Origin of the sequence: Micromonospora sp. WMMB482, assembly GCF_019038635.1 — a bacterium.
Classification (GTDB): Bacteria; Actinomycetota; Actinomycetes; order Mycobacteriales; family Micromonosporaceae; genus Micromonospora; species Micromonospora marina.
This window is the reverse complement of sequence record NZ_JAHOPD010000020.1, coordinates 4084224-4101974: the sequence shown is the minus strand read 5'-3', so window position 1 is coordinate 4101974 and position 17751 is coordinate 4084224. Positions and strand designations below refer to the sequence as shown.

At 73.6% G+C, this 17751-nt stretch carries 20 protein-coding genes; 11 read left to right on the top strand and 9 right to left on the bottom strand.

Annotated features, from left to right (window positions below; translation table 11 throughout):
- Positions 1-64 precede the first annotated feature (64 nt).
- A complete protein-coding gene (locus tag KSK32_RS20525) occupies positions 65-298 on the top strand; it encodes a hypothetical protein (protein ID WP_013284786.1) in 234 nt (77 codons plus the stop codon).
- Positions 299-447: 149 nt separating this feature from the next.
- Here the strand turns inward: KSK32_RS20525 and KSK32_RS20520 are convergent, their stop codons facing one another.
- From KSK32_RS20520 to KSK32_RS20510, 3 genes are all read right to left on the bottom strand, one after another.
- Positions 448-2169, bottom strand: a complete 1722-nt coding sequence (locus tag KSK32_RS20520) for a DEAD/DEAH box helicase (protein ID WP_216936248.1) — start codon at positions 2167-2169, stop codon at positions 448-450.
- Positions 2170-2360: 191 nt separating this feature from the next.
- Positions 2361-3011, bottom strand: coding sequence for a trimeric intracellular cation channel family protein (locus KSK32_RS20515; RefSeq protein WP_216932659.1), 651 nt, complete (start codon positions 3009-3011; stop codon positions 2361-2363).
- Positions 3012-3051: 40 nt separating this feature from the next.
- The gene (locus KSK32_RS20510) at positions 3052-3270 is read right to left on the bottom strand and encodes a DUF3039 domain-containing protein (RefSeq protein WP_216932658.1); all 219 of its coding nucleotides are present in this window, start codon (positions 3268-3270) and stop codon (positions 3052-3054) included.
- Between the two features lie 88 nt (positions 3271-3358).
- On the opposite strand from KSK32_RS20510, the gene KSK32_RS20505 reads away from it, so the two are divergent.
- Positions 3359-4285 carry a pseudouridine-5'-phosphate glycosidase gene (locus KSK32_RS20505; protein WP_216932657.1) on the top strand — a complete coding sequence of 309 codons (927 nt, stop codon included), beginning with the start codon at positions 3359-3361 and terminating at the stop codon, positions 4283-4285.
- A 140-nt stretch (positions 4286-4425) separates the two neighbouring features.
- Complete coding sequence (locus KSK32_RS20495) at positions 4426-5325, top strand: carbohydrate kinase family protein (RefSeq protein WP_216936246.1); 900 nt, start codon at positions 4426-4428, stop codon at positions 5323-5325.
- 39 nt (positions 5326-5364) lie between these two features.
- On the opposite strand, the gene KSK32_RS20490 is transcribed toward KSK32_RS20495, so the two are convergent.
- The gene (locus KSK32_RS20490) at positions 5365-5721 is read right to left on the bottom strand and encodes a DUF3099 domain-containing protein (RefSeq protein WP_216936245.1); all 357 of its coding nucleotides are present in this window, start codon (positions 5719-5721) and stop codon (positions 5365-5367) included.
- Between the two features lie 107 nt (positions 5722-5828).
- Between KSK32_RS20490 and KSK32_RS20485 the strand changes: the two genes are divergently transcribed.
- Positions 5829-6140 (top strand): hypothetical protein, encoded by a 312-nt coding sequence (locus KSK32_RS20485; RefSeq protein ID WP_216932656.1) that lies wholly within the window; start codon positions 5829-5831, stop codon positions 6138-6140.
- Complete coding sequence (locus KSK32_RS20480; RefSeq protein WP_216932655.1) at positions 6130-6441, top strand: hypothetical protein; 312 nt, start codon at positions 6130-6132, stop codon at positions 6439-6441. Before KSK32_RS20485 ends, KSK32_RS20480 begins: the two co-directional genes overlap by 11 nt.
- A 4-nt stretch (positions 6442-6445) precedes the next feature.
- Here the strand turns inward: KSK32_RS20480 and KSK32_RS20475 are convergent, their stop codons facing one another.
- From KSK32_RS20475 to KSK32_RS20465, 3 genes are all read right to left on the bottom strand, one after another.
- Positions 6446-7678, bottom strand: a complete 1233-nt coding sequence (locus KSK32_RS20475) for a low temperature requirement protein A (protein ID WP_216932654.1) — start codon at positions 7676-7678, stop codon at positions 6446-6448.
- Positions 7679-7750: 72 nt separating this feature from the next.
- Positions 7751-8326 (bottom strand): HhH-GPD-type base excision DNA repair protein, encoded by a 576-nt coding sequence (locus KSK32_RS20470; RefSeq protein WP_018786001.1) that lies wholly within the window; start codon positions 8324-8326, stop codon positions 7751-7753.
- A 127-nt stretch (positions 8327-8453) separates the two neighbouring features.
- Positions 8454-9674, bottom strand: coding sequence for a S8 family peptidase (locus KSK32_RS20465; protein ID WP_216932653.1), 1221 nt, complete (start codon positions 9672-9674; stop codon positions 8454-8456).
- A gap of 182 nt (positions 9675-9856) precedes the next feature.
- Here KSK32_RS20465 and KSK32_RS20460 point away from each other — a divergent pair, with 182 nt between their 5' ends.
- Both KSK32_RS20460 and dtd read left to right on the top strand, forming a co-directional pair.
- Positions 9857-11341 carry a methyltransferase gene (locus tag KSK32_RS20460; RefSeq protein ID WP_216932652.1) on the top strand — a complete coding sequence of 495 codons (1485 nt, stop codon included), beginning with the start codon at positions 9857-9859 and terminating at the stop codon, positions 11339-11341.
- Positions 11341-11763 carry a D-aminoacyl-tRNA deacylase gene (gene dtd, locus KSK32_RS20455; RefSeq protein WP_216932651.1) on the top strand — a complete coding sequence of 141 codons (423 nt, stop codon included), beginning with the start codon at positions 11341-11343 and terminating at the stop codon, positions 11761-11763. The genes KSK32_RS20460 and dtd overlap by 1 nt, the downstream gene beginning before the upstream one ends.
- Here the strand turns inward: dtd and KSK32_RS20450 are convergent.
- Positions 11760-12548 carry a sporulation protein gene (locus tag KSK32_RS20450; RefSeq protein WP_216936244.1) on the bottom strand — a complete coding sequence of 263 codons (789 nt, stop codon included), beginning with the start codon at positions 12546-12548 and terminating at the stop codon, positions 11760-11762. The two genes, dtd and KSK32_RS20450, sit on opposite strands and share 4 nt — an antisense overlap.
- A 220-nt stretch (positions 12549-12768) precedes the next feature.
- Here KSK32_RS20450 and sigB point away from each other — a divergent pair, with 220 nt between their 5' ends.
- From sigB to KSK32_RS20430, 4 genes are all read left to right on the top strand, one after another.
- Complete coding sequence (sigB, locus tag KSK32_RS20445; protein ID WP_216932650.1) at positions 12769-13755, top strand: RNA polymerase sigma factor SigB; 987 nt, start codon at positions 12769-12771, stop codon at positions 13753-13755.
- 109 nt (positions 13756-13864) lie between these two features.
- Positions 13865-14200 carry a helix-turn-helix transcriptional regulator gene (locus tag KSK32_RS20440; RefSeq protein ID WP_254187127.1) on the top strand — a complete coding sequence of 112 codons (336 nt, stop codon included), beginning with the start codon at positions 13865-13867 and terminating at the stop codon, positions 14198-14200.
- A gap of 25 nt (positions 14201-14225) precedes the next feature.
- Positions 14226-14717, top strand: a complete 492-nt coding sequence (locus KSK32_RS20435; protein ID WP_216932648.1) for an SRPBCC family protein — start codon at positions 14226-14228, stop codon at positions 14715-14717.
- A complete protein-coding gene (locus KSK32_RS20430; RefSeq protein WP_216932647.1) occupies positions 14714-15121 on the top strand; it encodes a VOC family protein in 408 nt (135 codons plus the stop codon). The genes KSK32_RS20435 and KSK32_RS20430 overlap by 4 nt, the downstream gene beginning before the upstream one ends.
- 55 nt (positions 15122-15176) lie before the next feature.
- Here KSK32_RS20430 and KSK32_RS20425 read toward each other — a convergent pair whose 3' ends face one another.
- Positions 15177-17732 (bottom strand): bifunctional GNAT family N-acetyltransferase/acetate--CoA ligase family protein, encoded by a 2556-nt coding sequence (locus tag KSK32_RS20425; protein WP_216932646.1) that lies wholly within the window; start codon positions 17730-17732, stop codon positions 15177-15179.
- Between the last annotated feature and the right edge of the window lie 19 nt (positions 17733-17751).

Sequence of the window (17751 nt, the reverse complement as noted above, 5' to 3'; positions counted from 1 at the left end):
GTGTTGCACGATAGGTGAGCAACCGAAGAGAGTGTTCATCGGTGACGACCAGAGGAGGAAGGCGATGACCCCGACCCTCACGCCGCCGCCCGAGACGGTGAGCCCCCCGGCCGCCGATGAACGGTGCGACCGCTGCAATGCTGCCGGCAAGCTCCGCATCACTCTGGCGGGTGGGAGCGAGCTGGTGTTCTGTGGGCACCACGCGAACAAGTACGCGGAGGATCTCGTGAAGATCACCGTGCGCTACGCGTCGGACCCGGAGTTCAGCTGGCGAGGCGCCGATCTGATGGCGAACTGAGGTCCGACAAGAAGTCCACAACCCGACATGACCGGCCGGAGGCACCCGCAAGGGGAGCCTCCGGCCGGTTTTCGTGCCGGTGCCGTCGTGCCGCGCGGTGTTAAGAAGGGGCCCCTGCTCTACCGGAGGCGTTAACAGGGGGCCCTTCCTTACAGGGTCTGCACGGTGGCGATGCGCTCCTCGAGCTGCTCGATCGTGGCCTGCGCGCTGGGCGGGCCGCCGCAGATCCGGCGCAGCTCGGCGTGGATCTTCCCGTGCGGCTGGCCGGTGCGGTGGTGCCGGGCGGCCACCAGGGCGTTCAGCTGCCGCCGTAGCGCCACCCGGCGCTGGGCGGCACTCATCGGTGGGGGCGCCGCCGCCGGGGCCGCAGCGGCCGGCTCAGCGGTCCGCTGGGCGGCCCGGCGCTTCTGCGCGGCGAGCTGCTCGGCCTGCCGCTTGGTCAGCAGCAGCGAGACCTGGTCGGCGGTGAGCAGACCGGGCAGGCCGAGGTATTCCTCCTCCTCCGGCGTGCCGGCCTGGGCGGCGGTGCCGAACGACGCCCCGTCGAAGATCACCTGGTCCAACTCGGCGGTCGCGGAGAGCGCGGCGAAACGCTTCTCCAGCTCACCGCTGGCGCCGTCGTCGCGCTGGGCACGCTCCAGCAGGTCGTCGTCGAACCCCTCGCGGTCCTTCGGCTTGCCGAGCACGTGGTCCCGCTCGGCCTCCATCTCGCTGGCGAGCCCGAGCAGGTGCGGCACGCTGGGCAGGAACACCGATGCGGTCTCGCCGGAACGGCGGGCCCGGACGAACCGGCCGATCGCCTGCGCGAAGTACAGCGGGGTGCTGGCGCTCGTCGCGTACACGCCGACCGCCAGCCGGGGGATGTCGACGCCCTCGGACACCATCCGCACCGCGACCAGCCACCGTTGCTGCGAGGCGGCGAACGTCGCGATCCGCGCGGACGCGCCCTGGTCGTCGGAGAGCACCACGGCGGCCTTCTCACCGGTCACCTGCTCCAGCAGCTTCGCGTACGAGCGGGCCACCTGCTGGTCGCTGGCGATGACCAGACCGCCCGCGTCGGCCATGCCGTTGGCGCGCAGCACTGTCAACCGGGCGTCGGCGGCGCGCAGCACCTGCGGCATCCAGTCGCCGGCCGGGTCCAGCGCGGTCCGCCACGCCTGGGCGATCAGGTCCTGGGTCATCGGCTCGCCGAGCCGGGCCGCCAGTTCCTCACCGGCGTTGGTGCGCCAGCGGGTCTCCCCCGAGTACGCCAGGAACAGCACCGGCCGGACCACGCCCTCGCGCAGCGCGTCGGAGTAGCCGTAGACCGAGTCGGCGCGGGAACGCAGCAGCCCGTCGCCGCCGCGCTCGTAGCTGACGAACGGGATCGGGTTGTCGTCGGAGCGGAACGGCGTACCGGTGAGCATCAGCCGGCGTACCGCGGGATCGAACGCCGCCTTGACGCCGTCGCCCCAGGTACGCGAGTCGCCGGCGTGGTGGATCTCGTCGAGGACGACCAGCGTGCGGCGGGTCATGGTGCGCCGCCGGTGCACCTGCGGCGCCATGCCGACCTGGGCGTACGTGACCACCGCGCCGTGGAAGTCGGCGGCGGAGTGCAGGTCGGCGTTGCGGAACGCGGCGTCGAGCTGGATGCCGACCCGGGCGGCGGCCTGCGCCCACTGGGTCTTCAGGTGCTCGGTCGGCGCGACCACGGTGACCGCCTCGACGGTGCCGTCGGCGAGCAGCTCGGCGGCGATGCGCAGCGCGAACGTGGTCTTACCGGCGCCGGGCGTGGCGACCGCGGTGAAGTCCTCGGTCCGGCGGCGCAGGTACTCCACGAGCGCCTTGCGTTGCCAGGCGCGCAGTGGCGGGAACGTGTCGAGCGCCGGCATCCGCGGTGGCACGCGTAGCTCCTCTCCGCCGCGGACGGCGGCGGGCCCGACCGGGGCCACGGGAGCCGCCGCCCATGAAAACGCCCTCGCGCATCCGGTGCCGCGAAGGCCGGTTCAGCATAACCAGCGCGCGCCGTACGACCCACTCGACGCCACGCCTGTCACATCCGCCCATCCCGGCGCACGGCGGCTCAGGGCAGCGGTCCCCGGGTGCCGGTGCGCGGCGGCCGCAGCGTCGCCACCGGGGCGGACCAGCGGCGGCGCAGGGCGACCAGGCGCAGCCCGAACACGAACAGCGCGGCGCCGGTGAGCGGCACGGCGGTGGCCTGTCCGCAGGCCGACAGCAGCGCCACCGTGATCGAGCCGGCGAGCGCCGCGAGCGCGTAGATCTCCCGGCGCAGCACCACCGGGATCTCGCCGGTCAGCAGGTCCCGGCCCAGCCCGCCGCCGATCGCGGTGAGCATGCCGATCATGCAGGCGCCGACCGCCGGTACGGCGGCGTCGAGGGCCTTGAGCGTGCCGGTGACGGTGAACAGGCCGAGACCCGCCGCGTCCAGCACCAGCACCGTGGTGCGCAGCCGGGCGAGCTGGGGATGCAGCCAGAACACGGCCGCGGCGGTGACCGCAGCGGTGGCGGCGTAGCGCCAGTCGGCGAACGCCAGCGGGGGTACCTCGTCGATGGCCAGGTCGCGGAAGATGCCGCCGCCGAGGGCGGCGACCACGCCGACGAAGACCACCCCGAACAGGTCGAGCCGTTTCGCCACCGCCGCGGAGGCGCCGGAGGCGGCGAACACCGCCACGCCGGTCAGGTCGGCGAGCAGAAGGGCGGTGGAGGTGGTCACCGCCGCAGGTTACGTGCAGGGGCGGCGGAGCCGCCCGGGATCACTCGGCGTACGAGTCGTAGATCTCCTTGCACTTCGGGCAGACCGGGGAGCCCGGCTTGGCCGCCTTGGTGACCGGGAACGTCTCGCCGCAGAGCGCGACCACGAACGTGCCCATGACGGCACTCTCGGCGATCTTCTCCTTGCGGACGTAGTGGAACATCTCCGGACCAGTGTCCGCGTCCTTCAGCTCGGGACGCTCGAGGATCTCTGTGCTCACGACTCCACCTCCGGCGTTCCAGTTTTGCAGGTCGATCCGCCCTGGTCCACCTGGGCCCCGGCCGGAAGCGGCCCGTACGGTAACCGACGTGACCAACTTTCACATCAGTCTCGGTAGTGAGGTGGCCGACGCCCTGCGGGACGGCCACCCGGTCGTGGCGTTGGAGAGCACGATCGTCTCGCACGGGCTGCCCCGGCCGGACAACCTGCGCGTGGCACGCGAGATCGAGCAGGCGGTACGGGACGCGGGCGCGGTGCCGGCCACCATCGGCATGGTCGCCGGCGAGCTGCGGGTGGGGCTGGACGACTCCCAGCTCACCCGGCTCGCCACCGTCGACGGCGTGAGCAAGCTCTCGGTCCGCGACCTGGCCCCGGCGGCGGCGACGGGTGCGGACGGCGCCACCACCGTCGCGGCCACGAGCGCAGTCGCGGCGGCGGCCGGGATCGGCGTGTTCGCCACCGGCGGGCTCGGCGGCGTGCACCGGGAGGCGGCGCAGACGTTCGACGAGTCGGCCGATCTGGGCACGCTGGCCCGGACGCCGATCGCCGTGGTCTGCGCCGGGGTGAAGTCGATCCTCGACGTGGGCGCCACGCTGGAGCGGCTGGAGACGCTCGGGGTGGGCGTGGTCGGCTACCGCACCCGCCGCTTCCCCGGCTTCTACCTCACCGACGCCGGCTTCGACCTGGACTGGTCGGTCGAGTCGCCGGAGCAGGTGGCGGACGTGCTGGCCGCCCGCAGGGCGCACGGCGTGCACCACGGCGGGCTGGTGGTGGCCAACCCGCTGCCCGCCGACGAGCAGCTCGACCCGGCGCTGCACGACCGCACGCTCGCCGAGGGACTGGCCGCGCTGGCCCGCGAGGGGGTCACCGGCAAGGCGGTCACCCCGTTCCTGCTGTCGCACTTCCACTCCGCCACCCAGGGCGCCAGCCTGGCCGTCAACGTCCGGATCATCCTGCGCAACGCCGACCTCGCGGCCCGGATCGCGGTCGCCGCGGCGGCCCCTCGCACGGCATGACCGATCGCACCGAGCGCAGCGAGGGCCGTGAGGGCATGCCCAGCCGGTACGGCATGACCGATCGCACCGAGCGCAGCGAGGGCCGTGAGAGCATGCCCAGCCGGTACGGCATGACCGATCGCACCGAGGGCCGTGCGGGCATGCCCAGCCGGAGGCCGCGCGTCGTCGTCGTCGGCGACGTGATCACCGACGTGCTCGCGGTGCTGTCCGGACCGCTCGCGACCGGCTCGGACACCGCGGCCGGGATCCGGTTCAGCGGCGGCGGGCAGGCGGCGAACACCGCGGCCTGGCTCGCCGGGCAGGGCGCGGCGGTGACGCTCGTGGCCGCAGTCGGCGACGACGAGACCGGCCGGGAACGGGTGGCCGAGCTGACCCGGATCGGTGTCGAGTGCGCGGTGGAGCGGCACGAGGGCTACCCGACCGGCACCGTCATCGTGCTCGCCCACGACGGGGAACGCACGATGATCAGCCAGCGGGGCGCGAACCTGCGGCTGACCGCCGGGCACGTGGACGCGGCGCTGGCCGCCGCGCCCGACGCCGGGCATCTGCACCTGTCCGCGTACACCCTGTTGGACGTCGGGTCGCGCGGCGCCGGCCTGCGCGCGCTGGCCACTGCGCGCGAGCGCGGGCTGACCGTCAGCGTCGACGCGGCGTCCGCGGCGCCGCTGCGGCGCGTCGGCGGGGCGTTCCTGACCTGGGTACGCGACGTGGACCTGCTGCTTGTCAACACGGACGAGGCGACGGTGCTGGCCGGCGGGCTGGACCCGGCGGCGCAGGCGCGGGCGCTGACCGCGGTGGCGCACCGGGTGGTGGTCAAGCGCGGCGCGGCGGGCGCGGTGTGGGTGGAGCGCGGCGGTGTGGTGGAGTTCGCGCCCGCGCCCGGGGTGGACGTGGTGGACGTGACGGGCGCCGGGGACGCGTTCGCGGCCGGGCTGATCACCGCGTGGCTGGCCGGCGCCGACCCGCGCGCCGCGCTGGGGCGGGCCGGTGACCTGGGCGCGCTCGCCGTGACGACTGTGGGTGCCCGCCCGGCTCCCTGACGCCGGCGGTCGGTCCGGGCGGCGCTCCGCCCGGGCCGGTCAGGGCTCGGCGTCGATGATCTTGTGCGGGTTCTCCTCGGCGGTGAGGGCCGTGGGCGCGGGCTCCTCGCGGCGCCGGTGCTGGAACCGGTTCGCCAGGCGGTGCTCCTCCTTGGGCGGCCGGTCGTTCGCCAGCAGCACCGCCAGCCAGGGCACGAGCACCATGCCGAGCGCGCACAGCGGCAGCCAGAGCCAGAGCAGCGGGGCCTTCGCGCCGACCAGGATCGCGCCCGCCACCAGGCACGCGACCCGGACGGCCATCATCAGCACGTACCGCTTCTGCCGGCTGTTGAGCTGGTCGTCCTGGCTGCGCGGGGCGTCGGTGATCAGTATCGGCTGGTACGCCTGACGCTTCACCACGGACCTCCTACGAGGGGATAGGGCCCATCCTGTCACTCCGGACGGCTGATCGGCGAGAATCGTGACAGGCGGGTGCGTGTTACGCCCGTGGTACGCTTCGCCCCGTGGCCAACCGGTTCAGCTTCACCGACGAGGCGCTGGCGAACCTGCGGGTCTACGACGTCACACCCGGGGAAGTCTGGGAGGCTCTGCACAGCAACCGCCGGGTCATCCGCCACCTCGGGGACGACGTCATGGTGGTCTACGCCACCGACCACCGGGGCCGGCGGCTCGCCGTGCTGCTGGCCGAGGCCGACGGCACCGACAACGACTGGGACATCCTCTCCGCCCGCGAGCTGAGCGACGTCGAGGCCAAGCGCTACGACGAGGCGGTGCGGAACTCACGCCGACGAGGAGGCGGTCACGATGCACCGTGACGAGGCGACCAAGCGGTTCCACGCCGGGGGCGACGCGTTCGCCGACCTGATCGACGACACGTCACCGGCGCGGCTGCCCACCCCCGACACCGACGTGCCGATGGTCAGCCGGTCGGTCCGGCTCCCGCTGGAGACCTACGAGCGGGTGCGCGCCGCCGCCGACGCGCGCGGCATCGGCGTGACCACACTGATGCGGCAGTGGATCGAGGCCGGCCTGGCCGACCTGGACGACTCCGCCACCGTCTCGCTCGCCGACGTACGCCGCGCGCTGGCGTCGCTGTCCCGCCCGACCGCCGCCTGACGGCTCACGCCTCCGGGCCGGCCTCGCCGAGCATCTCCCGCCCGATCGGCGATGCGGAGGGCTCCGGCGGCCGGTGCCAGGCCCGGCGGGCGTCGGCGAGCGCGACGAGCGCCAGCACGAGGGCCACCGCACCGAGCGCGAACATCGCCGGCACGGCCGCCAACGCGGGCAGGATCAGCATCAGGACCAGCAGCCCGGCCAGCCGGGGGCGGGACACCCGGCCGAAGATCTCGTACTCGAACCGGGAGCGGGCGGCGAGGAACAGCGCCGGGCCGCCCACCACGAAGACCAGCCAGTTCGGCCGGGCCGTGTCGTACGGGTGGGCGATGACCAGTTCGTAGCCGACAGCGGCGCTGAGCACGCCGAGCACCATGAACAGGTGGGTCTGCACGGCCGACTCGGCCAGCCGCCCCGGCGTGCCGGCCATCCGCAACGCCTCGGCCAGCAGGTGACCGGCCCGGTAGAAGTAGATGCGCCAGAGCAACGCCGTGATCACGAACGAGATCGCGAACGCCGCCGCCGCGTCGACGGAGAACTCCTTCCCGCTGTACGTCATGCCGATCACCAGGATCGACTCACCGAGCGCGATGAGGAAGATCTGCTGGTAGCGCTCGGCGAGGTGCTCCCCGGCGACGAGCCACTCCCGGATGCGCGACGCCCCGATCCCCGGCAGCGGCCAGCCCAGGAGCGTGCCGAGGCGGTCCACCGCCAGCGCGACGACCCACAGCGCCAGACGTGGACCGGGCATCAGCGCGCCGGCGATCCACAGCGGGGTACTGATGCCCGCCCAGGCGGCCAGCCGCAGCGGGACCAGGCGACGCGGGTGCCCGCGCAACGCCGCCGCGATGACCAGCGGCCGGCCGACCATCACCACCACGTACGCGAGCGCGAACGGCAGCGCCCGCTCCTCCAGCGCACGGGGCAGCGTCACGCCCAGCACCAGGCTGCCGAACATGGTGCCGACCACCACGGTCTGGATGACGACGCGCTCCGGCTCGTACCGGCTGGTGACCCAGGTGGTGATCGTCCAGACCTGCCAGAGCACCAGGAACAGCAGCAGCGTCTTGGCCACCTCGCCGGCCACCGCTCCGGGCGAGCCGTCGAGTCCGTTGATCAGCCGCTGCGAGACCCGGGTCAGCGCGAACACGAAGACCAGGTCGAAGAAGAGCTCCAGGAACGTGGCCCGCCCCGGGCTGGACCCGGTACGCAGCAGCGCCCCGCCCCGCTGCTCGGTCATCGTCGGCCCCCGTCCCCCGTCCTGGCGACAAACGACAGGGGCGGCGGGCCGGTTGCGGCGACGGGCGGCGGATCAGCCCTTCGCGGCCTTCGCCTCCGCCTTCATCCGCTGCTTGAACTCGCGTACCCGCCGCAGCGACTCCGGATCGGTCACGTCCGCGACCGATCGGTGGGCGTCCGCGTCGCCGTAGTCGCCGGCCGCCTCGCGCCAGCCGTCCGGGGTGATGCCGAACCGCTTGCCGAGCAACGCGACGAAGATCTGCGCCTTCTGCCGGCCGAAGCCGGGCAGCTCACCCACCCGGCGCAGCAGCTCCCGGCCGTCGGTCACGTCGGACCAGAGCCGCGCCGGGTCGCCGTCGTAGCGCTCGACGAGCGCCCGGCACACCTCCTGCACGCGGGCCGCCATCGCCTTGGGGAACCGGTGCAGCGCGGGCGGCCGGGCGAAGACCTCCACGAGCGCCTCCGGGTCGTACCCGGCCAGTTCCGCGGCGTCGGGCTCGTGGCCGAGCCGCTGCGCCAGCACGTACGGGGAGGAGAACGCCTTCTCCATCGGCACCTGCTGGTCGAGCACCATACCGAGGAGCAGGGCCAGCGGGCTGCGTGCCAGCAGTTCGTTGGCCTGCGGGTCGATGGGCAGTGACAGCGTCATGGGGACATAGTGCCGCGCCGGTGCGCCGGCCGGGGCGCCGACTCCCCGACGACGTGACGCGGCCCGGTGGACCCCCTGCGAGGTTCACCGGGCCGCGGCCCGCCGGGTGGTCAGGTCACCCGTGTCGTCAGTTGACGACGAAGAGCAGCCGGTTCGGTGAGCCCGAGCCGGGGTTGGTCACCTTGCCGGTGGTGGCGTTGCTGGTCAGGTAGCTGGCCACCTGAGCCGGGGTGTAGGAGGTGTTCGCGGACAGGACGAGCGCCGCCGCGCCGGCCACGTGCGGGGACGCCATCGAGGTGCCGCTGATCGTGTTGGTCGAGGTGTCGCTGGTGCGCCACGCCGAGGTGATCGACGAACCCGGGGCGAAGATGTCCACGCAGGAGCCGTAGTTGGAGAAGGACGACCGCGCGTCGCTGCTGGTGGTCGAGCCGACGGTGATCGCCGAGCCGACCCGGGCGGGCGAGGAGTTGCACGCGTTGGCGCTGGAGTTGCCGGCCGCGAGCGCGTACGTGATGCCGGAGTTGATCGAGTTCACCACCGCGTTGTCAAGCGTACTGCTGGCGCCGCCGCCGAGGCTCATGTTGGCGACGGCCGGCTTCACCGCGTTCGAGGTGACCCAGTTGACGCCGCTGATCACACCGGCGGTGGTGCCGCTGCCGGAGCAGTTGAGCACCTTGACGGCCACCAGGCGCACGCCCTTGGCCACGCCGTACTTGGTGCCGCCGACGGTGCCAGCGACGTGGGTGCCGTGGCCGTTGCAGTCGGTGTTGTTGGAGTCCACGGTGTTGGTGCCCCAGGTGGCCCGGCCGCCGAAGTCGGTGTGCGTGGTGCGGATACCCGTGTCGATGATGTAGGCCCGCACGTTGCTGGCGGTGTTCGGGTAGGTGAAGGTGCCGTTCAGCGGCCGGTTGCGCTGGTCGATCCGGTCCAGGCCCCAGGTGGCGCCGGTCTGGGTGCCCTGGGTGCTCATCACGCGGTCCTGCTCGACGTACGCGACGGCCGGGTCGGCGGCGAGCCGGCGAGCCTGGGCGGGGGTCATCTTCGCGCTGTAGCCGGTGAGAGCGGAGCTCCACACCGTGCCGACGTCGCCGCCGTAGCGCTTGGCCAGGCCGGCGGCCCGGTCCGGCACGGCGGTACGGGCGGCGAGGGTGTTCGCGGTGCCGACCGCGTCGCCCTTGAGCACGACCACGTAGCTGCCGCTGACGGCGTCCGCGGCGCCGGCGTACCGGATCTCTCCGGTGGGCGCGGCGAGAGCGGGCGTGGAGGCGGCGGCGGCGAAGGCCGCGGCGGCGGCCGTGACGGCGAGCGCACGCAGCGCGCGCCGCCGGGGAAGGGACACGTCGGGCATCGTCTGGCTCCCTACCGGGACGGCCCGGTTTGTGGCCGGATCACCCCATCGGCGGATGTTGGCAGGAATGCTAACCATGGATCGATGAACATGAAAGAGATAGTTACCGATAGATGCGGTCGGCGTTATGGATTCGGCGGGTGCCGCGCCACGCCGGACGGCGTCCGGGGCAGGATGAGCACGTGGACCGTCACGACATGCTGCTCTCCCCCGCCGGGGTCGACGCGCTGCGCACCGCGCTGACGCTCGCCCGCTTCACCGCCAACGGGATCGCCGACCGCCTGGGCCCGCAGGGCACCGGCGCGGTGGCCCGCAACGACTACCGGGCCGCGCTGCGCGCCACCCGGGACCGGGACCGGCTGGCCACGCTGATCCGGGTCTTCATCTGCGACCAGACCGAGCCGGAGGCGGTGGTGGCCGCCGCGCTGGCCCCGCTCACCGTGGACGAGGCGCTGGCCGGGGGCATCGTGGAGCGGCACGGCGACGGCCTGCGCGCCGGGGTCGACCTGGAGCCGTACGGGGACGACTGGTGGGTGCTCGCCGACGTGCCGGCCGCCGCGCGGCCCGGGCGCCCGCTGCACGCCGAGCACGTGCTGGGCATCGGCGGTGCCACCCAGACGCTGATCTCGGCCGCCGTACGCCCGGCCGTGGACACCGCGCTCGACCTCGGTACCGGCTCCGGCGTCCAGGCGCTGCACCTGGGCACCCACGCCCGCCGGGTCACCGCCACCGACGTCTCCGAGCGGGCGCTGCGGTTCGCCGCGACCACCGCCGCGCTCAACGGGCAGGACTGGGAGCTGCTGCGCGGGGACATGGTCGCCCCGGTGGCGGGGCGCCGCTTCGACCTGGTGGTCAGCAACCCGCCGTTCGTGGTCGGCCCGGGCACCACCACGCACGTCTACCGGGACTCCGGGCGGGTCGGCGACGCGATCGGCGCGGAGCTGGCCGCCGCCGCGCCGGGCCTGCTCACCGAGGGCGGCACCATGCAGTACCTGGCGAACTGGGTGCACGTCACCGGCGAGGACTGGGCCGAGCGCGTCACCGGCTGGTTCGCCGGCACCGGCCTGGACGCCTGGGTGATCCAGCGCGAGGTGGCCGACCCGATGGCGTACGTGAACCTCTGGCTCACCGACGTCGGCGAGAGCGCCGACCCGGAGCGGATGGCCACCTGGCTGGACTGGTTCGACGCGCACAAGGTCGAGGCGGTCGGCTTCGGCATCGTCTCGCTGCGCCGCTCCGGGCACGACCAGCCGGTCGTCCGGGTCGAGGACCTGCGCCAGCGCGTCGAGCCGCCGCTGGGCGACCGGATCGGCGAGTGGTTCACCCGGCAGGACTGGCTGCGCGCCCGGGACACCGAGGGCCTGCTCGCCGCCCGCTACCGCGCCGCCGAAGGGCTCCAGCTGCGGCAGGAGGCCACCATGGGCGACGACGGCTGGGCGGTGGACCGGCAGGTCCTGGCCATGCCGCGCGGGCTGCGCTGGTCGGAGGAGATCGACCCGCTGGTCCTCGCCCTGGTCGGCGGCGCCGACGGCCGGCTGCCGCTGCGCGACCAGCTCGCCCTGCTCGCCGCCGCGCACGACGTGGCGCCGGACGAGCTGGCCGAGGCGGCCGGACCGATCGTGGCGCACCTGGTCGAGCGCGGCATCGTCGAGCCGGTGACCGACTGATGCGGGCGGTGGTGCAGACGGTCGGCCGGGCCCGGGTGACAGTCGGCGACGAGGTGACCGGGGAGATCGCCGACGGGCTGCTGGTGCTGCTCGGCGTCACCCACACCGACACCCCGCAGGTGGCCGCCACGATGGCCCGCAAGCTGCACGAGCTGCGCATCCTCGACGACGAGCGCAGTGCCGCGGACGCCGGGGCGCCACTGCTCGTGGTCAGCCAGTTCACGCTCTACGGCGACGCCCGCAAGGGCCGGCGGCCGAGCTGGACCGCCGCCGCGCCCGCCGAGGTGGCCGAACCCCTGGTGGACGCCGTGGTCGAACAGTTGCGCGGCCGGGGCGCGAAGGTGGAGACCGGCCGCTTCCGCGCCCACATGCTCGTAGAGAGCGTCAACGTCGGTCCCCGCACCCTCGTGCTCGACCTCTAGGAGAACAGCCCCCGACGGGACAGCGACTGACGCAGCCAGCCGTCGAGCTGCGCGGCCCAGTCGGTACGGTCCGCCGTCGCGTGGTCCACTGTGAATCGGCCGAACGCGTCCCGGCCCTCCGTGAACAGGCCGCCCCGCTTGTCCAGCTCCAGCACCACGTGGACCTGGCGCGGATCGGTCACGAAGGTGACCTCCAGCTGGTTCATCGCGCCCGCGTACTGCGGCGCCGGGTAGAACTCGATCTCCTGGTAGAAGGGCAACTGCTGGTGCAGGCCGTAGATGTGTCCACGCTCGACGTCGGCGCGGGCGAAGCGGAAGCCCAGCCGTAGCAGCGCCTCCAGCAACCGCTCGTGGGCGGGCAGCGGGTGCACCGACACGGCGTCCATGTCGCCCTTGTCCACCGCCCGCGCCACCTCCAGCTCGGTACGCAGACCCATCGTCATGCCGTGCAGGTGCTGGCCGTACAGGTCGGTCAGCGGCGTCTCCCAGGGCACCTGGAAACGGAACGGCACGTCGTGCCGCTGCCCCGGCTCCAGCCGGAACGCGCCGGTCATCTGGGCCCGGCCGAACTCCTGGTTGACGTCGTACTCCGAATCGGAGCTCTCCACCTCGACCCGCGTGACCAGGCCGAGTGCGATGTAGCTCACGTCCACCGGGTGGTCGCCGCCGACCACCTGGATTTGGCCCTCCAGAACGCCGCCCGGGCGACAGTTCGGGTTGGCCAGCACCGTCTCCACCGACGGTCCGCCCACACCCATCGCCTGCATGAGCCGCTTGAAGACCACCACGTTCTCCGATCGTCAGTGCCGCGCCGGCCCCGACGGCCGGTCGCTGGCACGGTAACCGCGCCGGGCAAGGAAGTGCCGGATGCCGGCGGGGATTCCTGTCGGGTCTCCGATCGCCTCACTCCCGTCTCACGCCCCGACCGCCAAGCTGTTTGTCATCGGCCACCACCGCGTGGGCGGCACGGGACCGGTAGGCACGTCGGACACGGGGAGAACAGAGATGACCCAGCAGATGATCGAGCACCAGGACATGGACGTCACCCTCACGGACCTCGACGCCACCGACGAGCGCGGCGTCTCCACCGACCTGGTCCGGGCGTACCTGAACGGCATCGGCCGCACCAAGCTGCTCACCGCGGCGCAGGAGGTCGAGCTGAGCAAGCGGATCGAGGCCGGCCTCTTCGCCGAGGAGAAGCTGGCCACCTGCACCCCCGTCTCCGCCGAGCTGCGCGCGGACCTGGCGCTGATCGTGGCCGAGGGCCGCGCCGCCAAGGACCACCTGCTGGAGGCGAACCTGCGGCTGGTGGTGAGCATCGCCAAGCGCTACACCGGCCGCGGCATGGCCTTCCTCGACCTCATCCAGGAGGGCAACCTCGGCCTCATCCGCGCGGTCGAGAAGTTCGACTACACCAAGGGCTACAAGTTCTCCACGTACGCCACCTGGTGGATCCGCCAGGCCATCACCCGCGCCATGGCCGACCAGGCCCGCACCATCCGCATCCCGGTGCACATGGTCGAGCAGGTCAACCGGATGGTCCGGGTGCGCCGCGAGCTGTCGGTGACGCTGGGCCGCGAGCCCACCGTGAGCGAGGTGGCGGTGGCGCTGGAGATCCCCGAGTTCCAGGTGATCGAGCTGATCTCCTACGACCGGGAGCCGGTCAGCCTGGACCAGGCGGTCGGCGAGGACGGCGAGAGCGCCCTCGGCGACTTCGTCGCCGCTGTCGACCCGCGCGCCGAGCCGGGCGACGCCGCCACGAACGGCGAGCTGCGCAACGAGGTCCGCATCGTGCTGGCCACCCTGTCGCAGCGGGAGCAGGCGGTGATCCGGCTGCGTTTCGGCCTGGACGACGGCCGTCAGCGCACGCTGGACGAGGTGGGCCGCGAGTTCGGCCTGTCCCGGGAGCGGATCCGGCAGATCGAGAAGGTCACGCTGCTCAAGCTGCGCGACCCGGAGCGGGCGAACCGGCTGGAGGCGTACGCCTGCTGATCCACCCGTTGTCCGACAGGCCCCGGCGGTTCGCCGGGGCCTGTCGCGCTTGACCCGGGGGCTCCCGACGTATAGAACCGAATGGTTACACAACCAGGAGGTTATGAACTTGTCCGCGGATCTGCTCGACGCCACCTTCGCCGCGCTCGCCGACTCCACCCGGCGCGCCATCCTCACCCGGCTGGCCGCCGGGGAGGCGACGGTCACCGAGCTGGCCGAGCCGTTCGCGATGAGCCAGCCGGCCGTCTCCAAACATCTCAAGGTGCTGGAACGCGCCGGTCTGGTCACCCGGGGCCGGGACGCCCAGCGCCGTCCCTGCCGGCTCGACGCCCGGCCGCTGCGGGAGGCCGTCGCGTGGCTGGCGGACTACCGCGACTACTGGGCGGAGAGCTACGCGCGGCTGGACGAGGTGCTCGCCGACCTGACCGCCGGGGAGCAGCGGTGAGCGGCCCGACCGCCGGAGAGCAGCGGTGACCGATCTGACCGTCACGCTGCACGGCGACCGGGAGATCCGGCTCAGCCGCGACTTCGCCGCCCCGCGCCATCTGGTGTTCGCCGCCTTCACCCGCCCCGAGCTGCTGGTGCGCTGGTGGGGCGCGCGCGGCTGGCACCTGGTCGAGTGCAAGGTCGACCTGCGGGTGGGCGGGCGCTGGCGGTTCGTCTCCCGAGGGCCGGAGGGCGACCTGATGGCCCAGAGCGGCACCTACCGCGAGGTCGACCCGCCGGCGCGGCTGGTCTGCACCGAGATGTTCGACGACCAGTCCTATCCGGGCGAGACGCTGGTGCGTCACGACTTCACCGGCTCGGCGGGCCGGACCACTGTCGTCACCCACCTGCGGTACGCCACCGCGCAGGGCCGCGACACCGTCCTGCGCTATCCGATGACCCGCGGCCTGAGCGAGGCGTTCGACCGGCTCACGGCCGTGCTGCACGACGATTCGACGACAGGAGCGACAACGTGAACTGGACGCTGGAAGTGGTGGTCGTACCGGTCTCCGACGTGGACCGGGCCAAGGAGTTCTATGTCGGACGGCTCGGCTTCGCCATCGACCACGACACGGATCTGGGCGGCGCGGGACGGATCGTCCAACTCACTCCCCCGGGCTCCGGGTGCTCGATCGTCCTCGGCCGGGGCGTCGTACCGGAGATGCCGCCGGGCTCGCTCAAGGGCCTGCAACTTGTGGTGGCCGACCTGGAGAAGGCGCGCGCCGAGCTGGTCGAGCGGGGCGTCGAGGTGAGCGAGATCCAGGTGGTGGGCCAGAACCCGCGCCCGGTGCCGCACCCGCTGGACAACGTCGGCTTCGTCTTCTTCCGCGACCCGGACGGCAACGAGTGGGCGGTGCAGCAGATCTCCGCCCGCGGCTGAGGGGTGTTAAGAGGGGGCCCTTCCTCTACCGGAGGCGTTAAGAAGGGGCCCTTCCTTACAACCTCCGGGGGCCCGTGTCGGGGCGCGGGGATTCCGCGCCGGTGCGCACAGTGGCGTGCAGCACCGAGATGCCGTCCGGCCGGGCCAGCACCGGGTTGAGCGTGAGCGACCGCACCCGGGGCTGCTCGTCGGCGAGGCGGCCGACCCGCACCAGCAGGTCGACCAGGGCCGCCCGGTCCACCGGCGCGGCGCCCCGGTGCCCGCGCAGCAGCGGCGCCGCCCGGGGCTCGTCGACCAGTTCGGCGGCGTCCCGGTCGGTGAGCGGAACCGCGCGCCAGGCCCGGTCACCCAGCAGCTCGGTCGCCACGCCACCCAGCCCGAAACCGACCACCGGCCCGAACGCCGGATCCTCCACCAGTTCCACCACGCAGGCAACGCCCGGCGCGACCATCGGCTGGACCAGCACCTCCGCGCCGAACACCGGGGCCATCTCGGCGTACGCGCGGCGCAGCGCGGCAGCGTCGGCCAGGTCGAGGCGTACCGCGCCGAGGTCGAGGCGGTGCCGCAGCCCGGGGGCGGCGGCCTTGAGTGCCACCGGCCGGCCCAGCCGTTCGGCCGCCGCCAGCACCTCGTCGGCGCTGCCGGCCGGAACCGACTCCACCACGTCGATCCCGTACGCGCGCAGCAACGCCGCCGCGTCGGCGCCGTCGGGCCGCAGCGCGGCATGCCCCGCCGCCCGGTCCACGTCGGCCAGTTCCGGCAGCACGCCGGTGGGCCGGCGCAGCCAGTCCGCGTACGCGGTGACCCGGCCCAGCGCGCGTACCGCCTCCTCCACGCTCGGGTACGCCGGCACCCCGGCCGGCACCAGCCCGGCCAGGAACGTCGCCACCACCGGCTTGCCGGTGACCCGCGCGTCGGGCAGCGCCGCCGCGAAGTCGGCCACCGGGTCGGCGAGCTGGCCCGGCAGCGGCGGCGCGAACACCGCCACCACGGCGTCCACCCGTTCGTCGGCCACCGCGTCGCCGAGCGCGGCGGCGTACGCGGCGGCCCCCGCGCTCGGCCCGACGTCCTGCGGGTAGCCGTCGGCGACTGTCAGTCCCTGGGCGGCGCAGGCGGTCGCGGCCAGCCCGGTCAGCGCCGACGAGTTGCCCACCACCGCCACCCGCCGCCCGGCCGGCAGCGGCTGGTGGGCCAGCAGCACGCCAACGTCGAGCAGCTCGGACACGGTGTCCACCCGGATCACCCCGGACTGGGCGAACAGCGCGCTCACCGCCGCCGGGTCCAGCGCGGGCGCGTCCCCCATCCCGCGTGGCCGGGCCAGCGAGGCGAGCGCCACCACCGGCTTGCGGCGACCGATGCGCCGGGCCAGCCGGGCGAACTTGCGCGGGTTGCCGAACGTCTCCAGGTAGAGCGTGATGACGTCGGTGGCGGGGTCGTCCTGCCAGTACTGGAGCAGGTCGTTGCCGGACACGTCGGCCCGGTTGCCGGCCGAGACGAAGCTGGACAGCCCGAGCCCGCGCCGGGACGCCTCGGCCAGCAGCGCGACCCCGAACGCGCCGGACTGGCTGAACACGCCGACCCGGCCCGCTGCGGGCAGCGCCGGGGCGAGCGTGGCGTTGAGGCGTACCGCCGGGTCGGTGTTGGCGACACCGAGGCAGTTCGGGCCGACCACCCGCATGCCGGCCAGGTGCGCGGCGCGGACCAGCGCGCGCTGCGCGGCAGCGCCGGCCGGGCCGGACTCGGCGAACCCGGCCGAGATCACCACCAGGCCGTGCGCGCCCGCGCGGGCCGCGTCGCGGACCACGTCGGTCACCGCGTCCGGCGGGACCGCCACCACGGCGAGGTCGACGTCCTGGCCGGCGTCGGCAGCCGACGGGTACGCGGGCAGCCCCGCCACCGTCGCCGCGCTCGGGTGCACCGGCACGATCGCCCCGGCGAAGCCGGCGTCGCGCAGGTGCCCGAGCAGCGCCGCGCCGACGCCCTGGCCGGTGGTGCTGGCGCCGTAGACGGCGATGCCGCGTGGCGCGAGCAGCCGGGCGATCGAGCGGGCCTCGGTGCGGTGCTCCCGGCCGCGCTGCACCTCAAGGGTCGCCTCGGTGGGCGCGATCGGGAAGCTCAGGTGCACCACGCCGTCGGCGTACTGGCGCTGGACCTGGTAGCCGAAGTCGGCGAAGACCCGCAGCATCGCCCCGTTGGCCGGGAGCACCTCGGCGACGAAGTGCACGATGCCGTGGCGCCCGGCCGCGTCGGCCAGGTGTTCCAGCAGCACCGAGCCGATGCCCCGGCCCTGGTAGGCGTCCTCGACCACGAACGCCACCTCGGCCTCGGGCGAGGCGGGACCGAGCCGCTCGTAGCGGCCGACGGCGACGATCCGCTCGCCGGCCAGCACCACGAACGCCTCCCGGTCGCGGTGGTCGACGTTGACGAAGCGCTTCAGGTCGCGTTCCGGGATACGCGGGTACGGCGAGAAGTACCGCAGGTATCGGGTGCGTTCCGAGAAACGGCCGTGCATGGCCACGATCTCGGGCGCGTCCTCCGGACGAATCTGTCGCAGCTGGACGGTCGTACCGTCGCTGAGCAGCACGTCCAGCGGTTGCTCGACGGTGGTCACCGGTCGGTCCTCCCCTGCC

Excerpts from the sequence above, each read along its gene's own strand:
- KSK32_RS20465 (WP_216932653.1), bottom strand. The coding sequence starts at position 9,674 with ATGCCCGACGTGTCCCTTCCCCGGCGGCGCGCGCTGCGTGCGCTCGCC.
- KSK32_RS20475 (WP_216932654.1), bottom strand. The coding sequence starts at position 7,678 with ATGACCGAGCAGCGGGGCGGGGCGCTGCTGCGTACCGGGTCCAGCCCG.
- sigB (WP_216932650.1), top strand. The coding sequence starts at position 12,769 with ATGACCCAGCAGATGATCGAGCACCAGGACATGGACGTCACCCTCACG.
- KSK32_RS20525 (WP_013284786.1), top strand. The coding sequence starts at position 65 with ATGACCCCGACCCTCACGCCGCCGCCCGAGACGGTGAGCCCCCCGGCC.
- KSK32_RS20495 (WP_216936246.1), top strand. The coding sequence starts at position 4,426 with ATGCCCAGCCGGAGGCCGCGCGTCGTCGTCGTCGGCGACGTGATCACC.
- KSK32_RS20520 (WP_216936248.1), bottom strand. The coding sequence starts at position 2,169 with ATGCCGGCGCTCGACACGTTCCCGCCACTGCGCGCCTGGCAACGCAAG.
- KSK32_RS20470 (WP_018786001.1), bottom strand. The coding sequence starts at position 8,326 with ATGACGCTGTCACTGCCCATCGACCCGCAGGCCAACGAACTGCTGGCA.
- dtd (WP_216932651.1), top strand. The coding sequence starts at position 11,341 with ATGCGGGCGGTGGTGCAGACGGTCGGCCGGGCCCGGGTGACAGTCGGC.
- KSK32_RS20480 (WP_216932655.1), top strand. The coding sequence starts at position 6,130 with ATGCACCGTGACGAGGCGACCAAGCGGTTCCACGCCGGGGGCGACGCG.